The sequence below is a fragment of the Variovorax raffinosi genome, assembly GCF_051216615.1.
Classification (GTDB): Bacteria; Pseudomonadota; Gammaproteobacteria; order Burkholderiales; family Burkholderiaceae_C; genus Variovorax.
In genome coordinates, this window is sequence record NZ_JBPJZR010000013.1 from 105,631 (window position 1) to 119,720 (window position 14,090).

17 protein-coding genes are annotated in these 14,090 nt (G+C 66.1%); 11 read left to right on the plus strand and 6 right to left on the minus strand.

Going from position 1 to position 14,090, the window contains the following annotated elements; genetic code table 11:
• Positions 1-179: 179 nt before the first annotated feature.
• Together ACSFB7_RS30455 and ACSFB7_RS30460 are read left to right on the plus strand one after the other, a co-directional pair.
• Positions 180-359 carry a hypothetical protein gene (locus ACSFB7_RS30455; RefSeq protein ID WP_435476062.1) on the plus strand — a complete coding sequence of 60 codons (180 nt, stop codon included), beginning with the start codon at positions 180-182 and terminating at the stop codon, positions 357-359.
• A 93-nt stretch (positions 360-452) separates the two neighbouring features.
• Positions 453-1,616 (plus strand): calcium:cation antiporter, encoded by a 1,164-nt coding sequence (locus tag ACSFB7_RS30460; protein WP_435476063.1) that lies wholly within the window; start codon positions 453-455, stop codon positions 1,614-1,616.
• A gap of 14 nt (positions 1,617-1,630) precedes the next feature.
• Here the strand turns inward: ACSFB7_RS30460 and ACSFB7_RS30465 are convergent, their stop codons facing one another.
• From ACSFB7_RS30465 to ACSFB7_RS30475, 3 genes are all read right to left on the minus strand, one after another.
• Positions 1,631-2,077, minus strand: a complete 447-nt coding sequence (locus ACSFB7_RS30465; RefSeq protein ID WP_435476064.1) for an SRPBCC family protein — start codon at positions 2,075-2,077, stop codon at positions 1,631-1,633.
• Positions 2,078-2,181: 104 nt separating this feature from the next.
• Positions 2,182-3,147, minus strand: coding sequence for a tripartite tricarboxylate transporter substrate binding protein (locus ACSFB7_RS30470; RefSeq protein WP_435476065.1), 966 nt, complete (start codon positions 3,145-3,147; stop codon positions 2,182-2,184).
• 123 nt (positions 3,148-3,270) lie between these two features.
• Entirely contained in the window at positions 3,271-4,176 is a 906-nt protein-coding gene (locus ACSFB7_RS30475) for a LysR family transcriptional regulator (RefSeq protein ID WP_435476066.1), read from the minus strand.
• Between the two features lie 129 nt (positions 4,177-4,305).
• Here ACSFB7_RS30475 and ACSFB7_RS30480 point away from each other — a divergent pair, with 129 nt between their 5' ends.
• The 8 genes from ACSFB7_RS30480 to ACSFB7_RS30515 all read left to right on the plus strand — a co-directional run bounded on the left by ACSFB7_RS30480 (position 4,306) and on the right by ACSFB7_RS30515 (position 11,391).
• Positions 4,306-5,214, plus strand: a complete 909-nt coding sequence (locus ACSFB7_RS30480; RefSeq protein ID WP_435476067.1) for a ferritin family protein — start codon at positions 4,306-4,308, stop codon at positions 5,212-5,214.
• The gene (locus tag ACSFB7_RS30485) at positions 5,214-5,615 is read left to right on the plus strand and encodes a RidA family protein (RefSeq protein ID WP_435476068.1); all 402 of its coding nucleotides are present in this window, start codon (positions 5,214-5,216) and stop codon (positions 5,613-5,615) included. The genes ACSFB7_RS30480 and ACSFB7_RS30485 overlap by 1 nt, the downstream gene beginning before the upstream one ends.
• Positions 5,616-5,628: 13 nt before the next feature.
• A complete protein-coding gene (locus ACSFB7_RS30490; RefSeq protein WP_435476069.1) occupies positions 5,629-6,534 on the plus strand; it encodes an alpha/beta hydrolase in 906 nt (301 codons plus the stop codon).
• Between the two features lie 168 nt (positions 6,535-6,702).
• Positions 6,703-7,347 (plus strand): GntR family transcriptional regulator, encoded by a 645-nt coding sequence (locus ACSFB7_RS30495; protein ID WP_435476070.1) that lies wholly within the window; start codon positions 6,703-6,705, stop codon positions 7,345-7,347.
• Between the two features lie 118 nt (positions 7,348-7,465).
• Positions 7,466-8,509 carry a taurine ABC transporter substrate-binding protein gene (locus ACSFB7_RS30500; RefSeq protein WP_435476071.1) on the plus strand — a complete coding sequence of 348 codons (1,044 nt, stop codon included), beginning with the start codon at positions 7,466-7,468 and terminating at the stop codon, positions 8,507-8,509.
• Positions 8,510-8,513: 4 nt separating this feature from the next.
• Positions 8,514-9,332 carry an ABC transporter ATP-binding protein gene (locus tag ACSFB7_RS30505; RefSeq protein ID WP_435476072.1) on the plus strand — a complete coding sequence of 273 codons (819 nt, stop codon included), beginning with the start codon at positions 8,514-8,516 and terminating at the stop codon, positions 9,330-9,332.
• Entirely contained in the window at positions 9,329-10,141 is an 813-nt protein-coding gene (locus tag ACSFB7_RS30510; RefSeq protein WP_435476073.1) for an ABC transporter permease, read from the plus strand. The genes ACSFB7_RS30505 and ACSFB7_RS30510 overlap by 4 nt, the downstream gene beginning before the upstream one ends.
• Positions 10,142-10,149: 8 nt before the next feature.
• Positions 10,150-11,391 (plus strand): pyridoxal phosphate-dependent decarboxylase family protein, encoded by a 1,242-nt coding sequence (locus tag ACSFB7_RS30515; protein WP_435476074.1) that lies wholly within the window; start codon positions 10,150-10,152, stop codon positions 11,389-11,391.
• Positions 11,392-11,394: 3 nt separating this feature from the next.
• On the opposite strand, the gene ACSFB7_RS30520 is transcribed toward ACSFB7_RS30515, so the two are convergent.
• Together ACSFB7_RS30520 and ACSFB7_RS30525 are read right to left on the minus strand one after the other, a co-directional pair.
• Positions 11,395-11,931 (minus strand): SGNH/GDSL hydrolase family protein, encoded by a 537-nt coding sequence (locus ACSFB7_RS30520; RefSeq protein WP_435476075.1) that lies wholly within the window; start codon positions 11,929-11,931, stop codon positions 11,395-11,397.
• Positions 11,932-11,939: 8 nt separating this feature from the next.
• The gene (locus ACSFB7_RS30525) at positions 11,940-12,578 is read right to left on the minus strand and encodes a class I SAM-dependent methyltransferase (protein ID WP_435476076.1); all 639 of its coding nucleotides are present in this window, start codon (positions 12,576-12,578) and stop codon (positions 11,940-11,942) included.
• 219 nt (positions 12,579-12,797) lie between these two features.
• Here ACSFB7_RS30525 and ACSFB7_RS30530 point away from each other — a divergent pair, with 219 nt between their 5' ends.
• Positions 12,798-13,052 (plus strand): hypothetical protein, encoded by a 255-nt coding sequence (locus tag ACSFB7_RS30530; protein WP_435476077.1) that lies wholly within the window; start codon positions 12,798-12,800, stop codon positions 13,050-13,052.
• A 148-nt stretch (positions 13,053-13,200) separates the two neighbouring features.
• Here the strand turns inward: ACSFB7_RS30530 and ACSFB7_RS30535 are convergent, their stop codons facing one another.
• Complete coding sequence (locus ACSFB7_RS30535; protein ID WP_435476078.1) at positions 13,201-14,004, minus strand: alpha/beta hydrolase; 804 nt, start codon at positions 14,002-14,004, stop codon at positions 13,201-13,203.
• Positions 14,005-14,090 lie beyond the last annotated feature (86 nt).

Consider the following 14,090-nt stretch of genomic DNA (forward strand, 5'->3'; position numbering starts at 1 on the left):
CGACCTGTTTTTCTTCCCCTTCTTCGAATCCTGCGTCAGCAGGAAGTCTCGCGGCATCGCGATGCCTGCACCTCAGGCTTCCATCTCGATGTCGCACGCTGGCGCATCCACGTAGCACCCGGCCTCGGCAGGCTTATCTATCGCCTGCATACGACGCCACACGCCAGAGGTGCGAATTGATGGGCGCCGAAGTCTGGATCGGTCTCGCCTTCACGGCCGCCATGGCCTATGGCGCATGGTCCGCGAAGAAGCAGGGGTGCGAGGCGCGCGACGTCAAGGCGCTGGCGGCCGCAGGCGCGATCTCCCTGCTTGCCAGTGCGGTCCTGGGCGTGTCGGGTGTTCTGTTGCCACCCGGTTGAAGCCAGCGCCATGAAGCTTGGCGCGTCATTCGCATTTCCATCGAAGCTATCGCATCATGGCCCCTGCCATGGCGCTGCAAAGGATTTCCCAGCATGCAATCTGCATCCCATCAAAGACTCATCCCCGGCGTGACCTGGTTCCGGTTGATCTGGTCCTGGGCGGTGGTCGGGCTCTTCATCTTCTTCGGGGATGCATGGCTCGCGGAACCGCTCACTCCGACCATCGCAGCCGCGACGTTTGTCCTGCTGTTCGGCACCATCATCGCCGCTTCCTTCGGCGTGGTGCGCGAGGCCGACCATCTGGCCCATCAGTTGGGTGAGCCCTACGGCACGCTGATCCTCACGCTGTCCATCGTGCTGATCGAAGTCATCCTGATCGCCTCGGTACTGCTGGGGCCGGGCGACTTTCCCACTATCGGGCGCGACTCGATCTTCGCGGTGATGATGATCATCGTGAACCTCGTGATGGGCGTCTGCCTGCTGGCAGGCGGCCTGCGCCACGGCGAGCAGGAATTCAACGTGCAGGGGACCATCGCCTACCTGTCGATGATCGTCCTGCTGACCGGCACGGCGCTGGTGCTGCCCAACTACACCTCGGGCGCCGGAGAGTTCACCTTCAGCCAGGCCGTCGCCGTGGCCGCCCTGACGGCCGTGCTCTATGGCGTGTTCCTCGCCATGCAGATGGGCGGCCACCGCAGGCTCTTCGTGCAGCCCCGGCCGGGCATGCTGGTGGTTCCGTTCTCGGCCTCGGGCAATGAGGAGGAGGGCGCCGCCGCACAGAACGCCGGCGACGCAGGCGGCAAGCGCGCCATGCTGGTCCGCTCCGGCGTGCTGCTGGCGATGATTCTTCCCATCGTCCTGCTGGCGCACTACCTGGCCATCGTGATCGACTACGGAATCGCCGCCTCGGGCGCACCGGTCGCCCTCGGGGGCGTGCTGATCGCAATCATCGTCTTCACCCCGGAGTCCATCACGGCCGTCAAGGCCGCGCTCAACAACGAGATGCAGCGCGCCATCAACCTCTGCCTGGGGGCGTTCGTCTCCACCGTGGGGCTCACGGTGCCCGCGGTGCTGGTGATCGGCCTGGTGACCGGCAAGCAGGTGACGATGGGCATTTCTCCCATCGAAACCGTGCTGTTCATCGTGACGGCGGCGCTCAGCGCGCTGACCTTCAATGGCCAGCGGACGTCAGCGCTTCAGGGGCTGATGCACATCGTGCTGTTCGCGATCTTCGGGTTGCTGCTGTTCAACCCTTGAGGCGGGGCAGGCCGTCAGCCCGGAATGTTCGGCTCGACCAACTGGGCCAGGGCGACAAGCGATTCCTGCCAGCCCAGGTAGCACATCTCGACGGGAATCACGTCGGGAATGCCTTCCTGCACGACGGACATTTCCGTGCCGCAGGACACCGGCGTCAGGCTCACGGTGGTCTTCATGGTGCCTGGAAGATTGGCGTCGTCGAAGGTCGCGTCGTAGGCGATGCGCTGGCCGGGGATGAGTTCGAGGTACTTCCCGCCGAACGAGTGGCCGTGGCCGGTGCCGAAGTTGGTGAAAGACATGCGCCATACGCCGCCCACCACCGGCTCCATGGTGTGAACCTTGCCGGTGAATCCGAAGGGCGGCAGCCAGCGCTCGAAGGCGCCGGGCTCGGTGAAGGCACGGTAGAGCCGGTCTGGCGAGGTGCGCAGAACGCGGTGCAGGCGGACGGTGTTGGTTGCCATGGTGGATTGCTCCTGAAGAAAAAGAGGAAGGCCCTCAATGGATACGTCGAACGAGCCTGCTCGAAATCGACACGCATCCCAGCGCCCCCCGATCCTCTCCGAAATCAGGGCGCCAATCCCGCCGTCTTCACCACCGCCGCGTACTTGCCGGCTTCCTCGGCCACGTAGGCCGAGAACTGCGCCGCATTGCGCGCATCGGGCTCGGCGCCGAGGTCGCGCAGCCGTTGCGCAAGCACCGGGTCTTCGAGCACGCGGGCCATGGCGGCGGAGAGCTTCTTCACTACCGGCGCCGGCACCTTGGCGGGCGCGAACACGCCGAACCACGCGCTGACCTCGAAACCGGGCAGGCCGCTTTCGGCGACGGTCGGCACGCCCGGGAGCAAGGGGCTGCGCTGGCTGCTGGTCACGGCCAGCGCCTTGAGCTTGCGCGTCGCGATGTTCGGCAGCGAAGTGGTCTGCAGGTCGAACATCAGCGGCACATGGCCCGCGAGCACGTCGGCCAGCGCGGGCGCACTGCCCTTGTAGGGCACGTGCAGCAGCCTGATCTTCGCGGCCGACGCGAGCATCTCGCCGGCCAGGTGGTTGGACGTGCCGGGCCCGGCGGACGCATAGCCGATCGATCCCGGCCCCTGCCTGGCGGCCGCGATCAGGTCGCCCACGCTGGCGTACGCCACGCCCGGGTTGGCCACCAGCACGAAGGGGATGGAGGCCAGCGCGCTGACCGGCACGAAGTCCTTCACCGGGTCGTAGCCGACCTTCGACATGGCCGGGTTGATGGCTTGCGAACTCACCGTGCCCAGCAGCAGCGTGTAGCCGTCAGGCTTTGCTTCCGCGACGAAGCGCGCGCCGATGGCGGTTCCCGCACCGGCCCTGTTCTCGACGATCACCGGCTGGTCGAGCTGCACCGACAGCTTCTGGCCGACCGTGCGCGCAAGGATGTCGGCCGAGCCGCCGGCGGGGTAGGGCACGACGATCGTGACGGGCCGCTCGGGGTAGCCCTCGGCCAGCGCCGGCACGGCGGTGCTGGCGGCGAGCAGCAGAACGGCAAGCAACTGGCGAAACGATTTCATCGGCTGGCTCCATGTGGGAAAGCCCATGGTGCGAACGGCGGTGCCCATCTGTCCAATACGTTCATTGGCGGTGGCTCATACATGGCGTGAATCACCACGGCTTTGCGACATGGTTGGCGCGGACTACCGCTCCACCAGTTCGACCGTCTTGCGCGCCACCGCGAGAAAGGACTGCACCACCGGGTTGTCGTTGTGGCTGGTGTGGGCAAACATGAGCTGGTAGGTGGGCGGAGCGCGGGTGTCGACGATTTCGAGGAAGACGACATCGGCCATGGCCAGCGTGCGCATCGATGCCGGCACCAGCGCGATGCCCAGCCCACCGGCCACGAGCGTCAGGATCGACTGCATCTGCGCAGCCTCCTGCACAACCTTCGGCAGGAAGCCGGCCGACTGGCAGGCGCCCAGCAACGCGGCGACGAAGCCCGCGCCCTCCGAGGCCGGAAACGAGATGAACGGTTCCGCCGCCAGCTCCTTGATCTTCACCGAGCTGCGGCTCGCCAGCGGATGGCTGCGCGGCACCGCGATCACGAACTTCTGCGCCTGCAGGTCGACCAGCACCAGGTCGCGCGCCTCATACACCGGGCCCACCACCAGCGCGAGTTCGACCTCGCCCTTGCGCAGGTCTTCGAGCTGGCGCGCGGTGGTCTCGGCGGTCAGGCGCAGTTGCACGGTCGGGTAGTCGTGCTGGAAGCGCTTGAAGATCGCGGGCAGCACATTGAGCGCCGCGCTTGGCACGAAGGACAGGCGCAGCGAGCCTTCGAGCCCTTGCGCCGCGCGGCGCGCGCGCTCGGTGGCCGCCTGCGCCTGCTGCAGCAGGCGTTGCGCATCCTTGTGGAAGACCTGGCCGGCGGGCGTCAAGCGCACGTGGTGCCGGCTGCGGTCGAACAGCATGGCGCCGACCTGCGCCTCCAGGTTGCGCATGGCCACGCTCAGCGGTGGCTGCGACATGTGGAGCCGGATGGCGGCGCGGCCGAAGTTCAGCTCTTCGGCGAGCACCACGAACTGGCGCAGTTGCCTGAATTCGATCATGGGCGTGGAGATACCTGCGGCGAATGACGAGCCACTTTAAACAGTATTGGATGTATGAGCACGGCCTTCCTAGCATGGCCGTTCGTCTTGCCACCTCGCCACCCCATCCATCCACGACGGACATTGCCCATGCAGCCTTCATTGCTCGAAGAAATCCCCTCGGTGCCCAACCCCTACCCGGTGGTCTCGCAGATGGAATACCCCGAGGTCTGGCGCCTGTGCACCCAGGCGCGCGAGCTGGCCTGGGACCCGGCGGCCGACATCGACTACACCGACCTGCGGCAGGCCGACCTGCCGCCCGAGGTCCGCCAGGCGGGCGCCGAATGGTGGAGCCTGCGCGCCTGGATGGAGCACGGCGCGACGCCCTACGGCGCGGAGCGGCTGCGCGATGCGATCTTTGGGCACCAGCCCTTCGAGATCAAGCAGCACATCACGAACTTCATTGCCGAAGAGTTCCGCCACCACGAAGCGAGCTTTCGCATTGCCGAGCACCTGGGGGCGTACGAGCCCACGCCGCGCGCCGACTACTTCCGGGACATCATTCCGCGCTTTCACGACGAAAAAGACGAGCGGGCGATGAGCTTCTTCGCCGGCCTCTCGGTCAACACGCTGTTCGAGCAACTGTCGGGCGAGCTGCTGCAGGCGCGCTACGAAAACGCGCGCTTCGATTCGATCCGCGAGGCCTGCCGTCTGATCCTGCGCGACGAGGCGCGGCACATTCAGTTCGGCCGCATCATCATGCGGCGCTTTTTCAGCGAACTGCCGGCCGACGAGAAGAAGACCATCGGCATCAAGGTCGCGAAGAAGCTGCGCGGCAGCCTGCTCAACGGTGTCTATGCGGTCGTGAACCTGCCCGAGGACGAGCGCCGGCGCTCCGGCCGCAACCGGGCGCTGGCGGCGGACCACGGGCTCGGCGCCACCCATCCCGACGAAGAGATGGGCATCATCAAGCGCGGTGTCGACAAGATCCGCGAGGACATCGGCGTCTACGGCGTCGAGATTCCGTTCATTCCCGAACTCGACGGGGCGGTGCACTGATGACTGCCACGCTCGCCACCCGCATCGTGCTGCCCGATGTCCCACCGCCCGGCGGCCCCTACAGCCACGGCATCGCGGTGAGCGGCCCCGGCACCTGGCTGCACATCGCCGGACAGGTCGGCATGGCCCTCGACGGCAGTGTGCCCAACGACTTCGAGGCCCAGGCCCAACTGGCCTGGACCCACCTTGTGGCGGTGCTGCGCGCTGCGGACATGGATGTGTCGCACCTCGTGAAGGTGACGACCTTCCTGACCGATGGCAGCGACGTGCGGCGGCTCGGTTCGGTGCGCGCCATGTTCCTGGGCGAGGCGCGTCCGGCATCGACCTTGCTGGTCGTCAGGGCGCTGGCCCATCCGGCGTGGCGCGTGGAAGTCGAGGCTTCGGCTTTCCGGCCCGGCTGAGCGCGGGACTGAAATGCCGATAGCCAGGCCCAGGCCCGACGCGATCGAGCAGTTGCTGCGCGAGACCGGTCCGGCGTGGCAGCGGGACATTCGCGCGGCCGGCGATCGCGTCAAGGCTGCGTACCTGCCGCTGCTCATGGCGGCGCCGAATGACGGCTACGAGGTGATCCGCGATCTGCCCTATGGCGCGCATCCGCGGCAGGTGCTCGATGTCTACCGGCCGCATGGCGCACGGCATGCGCCCGTGGTGATGTTCGTCCATGGCGGCGCCTTCGTGCGCGGCAGCAAGGACATCAACGCGGCGATGTACGGCAACGTGCTCGCGTGGTTCGCGCGGCAGGGCTGCGTGGGCATCAATGTCGAGTACCGGCTCGCGCCCGAGGCCGCGCATCCGGAAGGTGCGCGCGATGTGGGCAGGGCCTGCGAATGGGTCGCGCGCCATGCGGCCGAACACGGCGGCGATGCCGATGCCATCTGCCTCGTCGGGCACTCGGCGGGCGGCACCCATGCGGCGAGCTACGCCTGCGACCCCGCGCTCGGCTTCATGGGCCGGCACCTGTGCTGCCTGGTGCTGGTGTCGGCGCGCCTGCGGGCGGATGTGCTGCCCGAGAACCCGAACGCGGCCGGCGTTCGCGCGTACTTCGGCGACGACATGACAGCCTACGGACATCAGTCGCCGATGGCGCATGCGCACCGGCTCGAGATGCCCACCTTCATCGCGCATGCCCAGTACGAAAACCCGCTGCTGGATGTCTATGCGACCGAGTTCGCGTGGCGCATGGCCAAGGCAAGGCGCATCGCGCCGCGGCACCTGAGCCTGGCCGGGCACAACCATGTGTCGGTCATGGCGCACTTCAACAGCGGCGAGCAGTTGCTCGGCGAACAGGTCCTCGAGTTCTTCGAGGCGGCGAGCCGTTGATGCGGTCTTCATCGCCGTATCTGGGCGAGGGGCGCGTGCCTGAGTGTGAGGATTTCGGCAGAGTATATTCAAGCGTATCCTCCGCCCACGATGCCTCCTTCAATGCCCAAGCCGTCTTCGATATCCAGCCGCCCGTCGAAACGCCCCGCGGCGGCAGCGGCAGCAGCCGTGACGTCCTCCGACACCCTGACCGACCGGACCTACCAGAAGCTGCGCCAGGCCTTGATGACCGGCGCCCTGTTGCCCGAGCAGGTGCTCACGGTACGCGGCGTGGCCGAGGACTTCGGCGTGAGCCTCACGCCGGTGCGAGAGGCCGTGCAGCGTCTGGTGGTCGAGCATGGGCTGGAGGTGGTCAACGGCCGCACCATCCGCGTTCCCCGGCTGGGTGTGGAGACCTACCGCGAGATCTTGAAGATCCGGATGGAACTCGAATGCCTGGCGGCCAAGGAGGCGGCGCCACGCATTTCCAATGAAGAGATCGAACGTCTCGACGCCGTGATGCAGGCGCACCTTGCCGCGATCAAGGCGGGCGACGCGCACCAGACCTTGGTGCAGAACTCGGAGTTTCATCTTTCAATATATCGGGCGTCGGGCCAGCCCATACTGATCCGCATCATCGAGAGCCTGTGGCTGCGCGTCGGTCCCACGCTCAACCTGTTGTTTCCCCAATATTGCGGCAGCCTGACCGGCCACGAGACGCATCTGGTCGCCGTGGATGCGCTGCGTCGGCGCGACGGCGATGCCCTCGGGCAGGCCATGCGTGACGATCTGGCGCACGGCTCCCGCTTCCTGATTCGCCTGCTCAAACCCTGAGATTCGCGCGTGGGTGGGTTTTGGAGCATTCTGAATATATTCAAGCGCTCCTAAACTGCCGGCCGGGCCCGCCATGCGGTGGGTTTCGTTCTTCCTTCGTCCCAGGAAAGGCCGCCCCATGAAGCTGAATCTCTCTCGTCGTGAGTTCCATCTGACCGCCGCGAACATGCTGCTGGCATCGTCCGCCGGCAGCGTGTTGCTGGGCAGTGCCGGCCCCGCGTTCGCGCAGTCGCGCTCGGTGAAGCTCGGCACCTTCGGTGCGATCGACGCGCAGAACTACATCCGCGCGAAGAACCTGACGCCCAGGACATTCGGGCAGGGCGTCAGCAGCGACTTCGTGACGGTGCGCGCGGGCTCCGAGGTGATCTCGGCCATGGCCGGTGGCAGCCTGGACATGTGCAACATCGGCTCCAGCCCGATGATGGTGGGCTACGCCAATGGGCTCAAGGCCTCGATGGTGTACGTCTACAAGAACATCGTGGACAGCGAATGCCTGGTGGTGCAGGGCAACTCCGGCATCACCACCGTGGCCGGCCTCAAGGGCAAGAAGATCGGCCTGCCGTTCAACACCTCGGTGCACTTCGCGGCCGTTGCCGCACTCAAGTTCGCGGGCCTGGGGCTGAACGACGTGCAGCTCATCAACATGCGCGCCGACCAGATCGTTTCCGCCTGGCAGCGTCGGGACATCGACGCGAGCTACATCTGGGTGCCCGTGCTGCCGCGCCTGACCGACGACGGCGGCAAGATCATCTTCAAGACGGGCGACCTGAATCGCCAGAGCCTGCTGATCTTCGATGGCCTGCTGGTGCGCGACGAGTTCAAGCAGAAGTCGCCGGACCTCGTGCTCGCCTTCCTCAAGGACTACGAGCAGATCGCGCGCGGCTTCAAGCAGGAGCCGAAGGACGTGGTGGACACCATGACCAAGTTCCTGAATGTCGACGAGGCAACGGTGATGCGGTCGCTCAACACTTTTTATCCTGTGCCCGCCAGCGAGCAGCTCAGCAGCCGATGGATGGGCAAGCCCGGCGAGAAGGACACGGGCGTGTTCAAGACGCTGCAGACGCAGGCGCAGTTCTTGTTCGAGTCCGGCCAGATCACGGCCATGCCCAAGGACGTGGGCGGACTGGTCGATTCGAGCTTCGTCGCCAAGATGGTGGCCTGAAGCGATGCCACCGGCAGAACGCACGAACGACGATGCGCCTAAGGTCCGCTTCGAGCAGGTGAGCAAGCGGTTCGGGCAGGGCGCCGATGCCGTGCAGGCCCTGGAGCCGATCACGCTGGACATCGCAGAAGGCGAGTTCACTTGCCTGCTGGGCCCTTCGGGCTGCGGCAAGAGCACGCTGCTCAACATTCTTGCGGGCTTCGAGCGGCCCACCAGCGGCCGGGTGCTGATGGATGGCCTGCCGGTGCGCGGCCCCGACCCGCGGCGCGGCGTGGTGTTTCAGCAGGGCGCGCTGTTCACCTGGATGAGCGTGCGCGACAACGTGGCATTCGGGCCGCTGGCCACCGGCAAGCCGAAGGTGGAGGCCGAGCGCATCGCGGCGCACTATCTGGAGATGGTCGGGCTCACCGGTTTCGCCAGGCGCTATCCCTACGAACTCTCGGGCGGCATGCAGCAGCGCGTGGGCATTGCACGCGCGCTGGCCAACGACCCCGAGATCTTGCTGATGGACGAGCCCTTCGCCGCACTCGACGCACAGACGCGCGAGCTGCTGCAGGAAGAAATCAAGCGCATCTGGCAAGAGACCCACAAGACGGTGCTGTGGATCACGCACAGCATCGACGAGGCGCTGTTCCTGGCCACCGAGGTTGTGGTGATGTCGGCGCGGCCAGGGCGCATCAAGGCGAGCTTTCGGCCCCAGTTCGCGCAGAGCGCCGACCCGGCGGTGGTCACGAGCGCGGAGTTCGCGCGCATGAAGGCCGAGATCTTCGGCCTGCTGCGCGAAGAGGCGCTGACGGCGCAGCGCCAGGAGAGCGAGCGATGAGCGCCTCCGCCTACGCGCCGGGCGCCAAGGGCCGTTCGCGCTGGATCAACCTGGGTTCTTTCGCGGTGCTGCTGGCGCTGTGGTTCCTGATCACCACGCCGCTGGTGGGCGACAAGCCGCTCGTCGCGCCGCTGTTCCTGCCGTCACCGGTGTCGGTCTGGCAGACCTTCCTGCAGCTCATGCAGAACGGCTACCAGGGCAAGACGCTGGCGCACCACCTGGGCATCAGCCTGTTTCGCTTCGGGCTGGCGTTCGTGCTCACCGTGGTGGTTGCCGTTCCGCTGGGGCTGTGGATGGGCATGAACGAAACGGTCAAGGCCGTGCTCGATCCGCCCATCGAGATCTCGCGGCCGATGCCCAAGCTCGCGTTGCTGCCGCTGCTGATCATCTGGTTCGGCATCGGCGAGGTCGCCAAGATCGTGATCATCGTGCTCGCGCTGTTCCCGATCCTGTCGATCAGCGCGATGCAGGCGGTGCGTGGCGTGGGCCGGCGCAAGGTGCAGGCGGCGATGGCGCTCGGTGCCTCGCGCACCATGATCTTCCGGCGCGTGATCTTTCCGGCCAGCCTGCCGGGCATCTTCACCAGCATCCGCGTGAGCATCGGCATCGGCGTGACGATGCTGGTGGGCGCCGAGATGATCGCCACCAACGCGGGCATTGCCTACATGGCGATGTCGGCCTCGGACTTTCTGCTCACCAATGTCGTGATCGTCGGCGCGCTGATCATGGCGGTGCTGGGCTATGCGCTCGACCTGCTGGCGCGCGCACTCGAAAACAAGGTCGTCCACTGGGGCGGCAAGGAAGGATGACGCCCACCATGACCACCCGACTTCCCGACCATGGCATTGCATGGGACGAACTGCAGCGCCAGCTGAAGGACGCCAGCAGCAACGACGCCGACTGGCGCGGCGGCCGCGTGCCGATGTTCATTCACTACGCGGGCGAAGACGTGCTCGAGGTGGCCAAGCAGGCCTACCTGATGTACTTCTCGGAGAACGGCCTGGGGCCGCGCGCCTTCGGCAGCCTTGCGAAGTTCGAGAAGGAAGTCGTGGACATGGGCCTCGGCCTGTTGCATGGCGGCCCGCAGGCCTGCGGCGCGATGACCACCGGCGGCACCGAGAGCATCTTCCTGGCCGTCAAGTGCGCGCGCGACCGGGCGCTGGCGCGCCGCCCCGGCATGGGCAAGCCACGGATCGTGATGCCGCAGAGCGCGCATCCGGCCTTCGACAAGGCCGCTTACTTCCTGGGGCTGGAGCCGGTGCGCACGCCGCTGGGCGCGGACTTTCGCGCCGACGTGGCCGCGATGCGCGCGGCCTTGACGCCCGACACGGCAATGCTTGTCGGCTCGGCGCCGGCGTTTCCGCACGGCGTGGTCGATCCGATTCCCGAACTCGCCGCACAGGCGCGCGAGCAGGGCACCTGGATGCACGTGGATGCCTGCGTCGGCGGCTATTTCGCGCCGTTCGCGCGCGAGCTTGGCGCCGACATTCCGGACTTCGATTTCGTGGTGGAGGGCGTGACCTCGATCTCGGCCGACCTGCACAAGTACGGCTACACGGCCAAGGGTGCTTCCACGCTGTTCTTTGCCGATCCCGAGGCCTTCGCGCTGATGGGCTACTACTTCGACAACTGGCCGCGCGGCCAGTACTTCACGCACACGCTCGTCGGCACGCGCGCCGGCGGCGCGATCGCTGCCGCATGGGCCGTGATGAACTACCTGGGCAAGGACGGCTACCTGCGCGTCACGCAGCGCGTGCTGGCCACGCGGCGTGCCATGCAGGCGGGGCTGGATGCGCTCGGCCTGCCCACATTGGGAAATCCGGCGCTGTGCATCTTCGCCTTCGGCTCGCCGTCGCGCGACATGGCGGCTGTCGGAAAAGGAATGACCGCGCGTGGATGGACCGTGGGCTATGTGAACGACCCGCCGGGCATTCACCACATGCTCAACCTCACGCATGAGCCGGTGGTCGGGCAGTACCTGAGCGACATGGCGGCGGTGCTCGAGGGGCCGGAGACGAAGGCGTCGGCCGGGTCTGGCCGGGTGGAGGCCCAGTACTAGGTACTACTGCGGCTGCGCGAGCGTCTCCATGAGCCGGGTGACGAGGCGCTCTGCCATGGCCGCGTCAGGGTGTATCAGGTCTTCGGACGAATATGCGACACCGTTCCAGCTTGCGTGCGCGCACTGCAGGTCGGCGGCAAGTTTCCTGATGTCGTCGTTTGCCCGCTGCCAACTGTATGCACAGGGCAATTCGCGGTGCGTGATGCCTGTGAACATGACACGGCGGCCCTCGGCCATCGCGTGCTTCGCCATGCGGCGCAGGTACGGCACCGGGTCGCGCCCCGCGGAGAGGTCGTTCGTGCCGTGTTGAAGGACGACGGTCTGCATGGTGCGCAGGTCATAGGCGAAGCGGCGCCATGCGTTGGCGGCCGAATCTCCGGACTGGGACAGGTCGTTGACCACCACGCCCGCAGCCTGCAGGCGGTGCGCGATGCCGTTCGCCATGATGCTGTCGCCGTAGAGGGCCACGCCCGGCACGAGAAAGCCATTCGGCGTGGCCGAGGGCATCAGGAAGGCACGTATCGGATCGAAAGGGGTCATCAACTGCATCACCTCTTGCAGGCCACGATGCAAGGACGGTTGTCGTTGCCCGTGGTCCCGTGGCTTTCATTGGCAAGAACGTCGAAGCCCGCTGCGGTCAAGTGCTGGCTCAGCTCCGTTGCTCGGAAGACGCCAGCATAGGGTGCGCTTCCGATTGCGCGCATCGCGGGCAACAAGGCAAGCCGGATGAGTGGGTTCATGTCCCCGAGGCAGGGTGTCTTGGAGATGAACAGGCCCTTCGTCGGGAGCAGGGCGTGAATGCAGCGCAAGGTGCCAGGCAGGTCGCGGACCAGATGGAGATAGTTGAATCCCAGAACGGCATCAAACTGCGCCGCGCCAGACGCGATCGATTCCGCGGTTGCGGTGCGGAAGGCAAGGGACCGGATCGGGCTGGCCGCGTGCCTCTCGTTGGCAATCGTGATCATTCCATCGGAAATATCTGTCGCAAGATAGTCCTGGACATCGCCTGCGAGCTGAAGCGCCGTTGTTCCTGTTCCACAGCCGAGTTCCAACACCCTGTCGCTGGCTTTCAGCAGGGCTCGGGTCCGCTCCAGCGTGCGCTCATATCCGGCCTGATCCGCGATCGGGTTCTTGGCATAGCTTCGTGAGGTCCGGTTCCAGAAACTGGCGTCGCTCGCTGTGCTCATGATGCGCTTTCGGTGGGGGGACGCTGACCGCCATCGGGGGCCTTGCGTGTCGTGCATGGCATCGATCACTCACCCCCAAACGCGGTGCTAGACTGATTATTCTTGCTCGAAACCTTGGCGCCGAGTCCCTACTCGAACAGACTGCCCAACGGGCATTGGTAAGCCGAGGTTGCGTTTCTCCCCTGTGACAGCGCTCGAAGACCGCCACAAAGGACCCGAATGAACGCGATTAAGAAAGCACGCCAGATCATCACGGCCGAGCCGAACAGCGAGGAATCGCTGGCCTTGGCACGGCTCGTTCTGGCGTTGGAGTCGGACACCGACTTCCCCCTTGCCAGCCTCTACACGTTGAACCTCAACACCTTCGGGCTTGCGCTCGAGATCCTGAAGGAGTGGCGCCTGGACCGCTACTACGCGCAGAAGGGAAAGCTGTTGGACGTGTCGTACCAGGCGAGCGTCCTGGCCGCGCACTGATTCCGAAAAAAACGAGCCTTTGCGAGTTCGATCTCGCACTTGACGCCGGCTTCGCGGCCTTGAAAGAACTGACGCGCGAGCACAGCCATCGACTGTGCCCGCGCTGCCGGGGAGGGCGGCAGGATCAGTGGTGCGAAGCGCGACGCGTTCAGTTGGCGGCAACCGCCACCTTGTCGGCCGCGCGCTTGATCAATGCGGCGACGGCCTTGGGGTTCGAGACATAGATGGCGTGGCTGCCGGGCGTTTCGACAACCACCGCACCCGCGCGCTTGGACATGCCGCGCTGCGCTGCTGGCGGGATCATCTTGTCATCCTTGCTCACGAGATACCAGCTCGGCTTGGACTTCCACGCCGGCTCGCTCACCGCACCGCCCAGGGCGGCAACGCCCCATGGCACTTGTGAATTCGCCATGAAGGCGGCCGTGCCGCTCTTCACGTCCCCTGCGAAGGAGGCGGCGAACTTCGTCTTGTCGAGCATCAGGAAGCCGTCATGCGGCGGCAGGATCGGGGGCACCGGAGCGCCGGGGGCGGGGTTCTTGATCAACGAATCGACCGACTCGCCCTTGTCGGGCGCGAACGCGGCGATGTAGACAAGGCCCGCGACCTTGTCGTCGTTGCCGGCCTCGGTGATGACCACGCCACCATAGGAATGGCCGACGAGAACGACCGGCCCCTTCTGATTCGCGATCGCACGCTTTGTGACCGCCACGTCGTCGGCCAGCGAGATGGTCGGATTCTGGACGATGGTGACGTCATACCCGTCCTTCGACAGGATCTTGTAGACGCCTTCCCAACCCGACCCGTCGACGAAGCCACCGTGCACCAGAACGATGCTGGGCTTGGCCGCCGTGGCGGCCGCTGCGGTGGTGAGCCCACCGGCCCCGCTGGCGGCGACGACTGCGGCGCCGAAAGCGGCGGTGGAGAAGAACCTGGCGATCTTGAGCATGGACATTTGCGACTCCTGAGTGCGCGTGTTGGCGCGCGGTTTGAACGAGTGCGTAAGAGGTGATGCCACCGAGAGCCGCACACGAAGCTCTC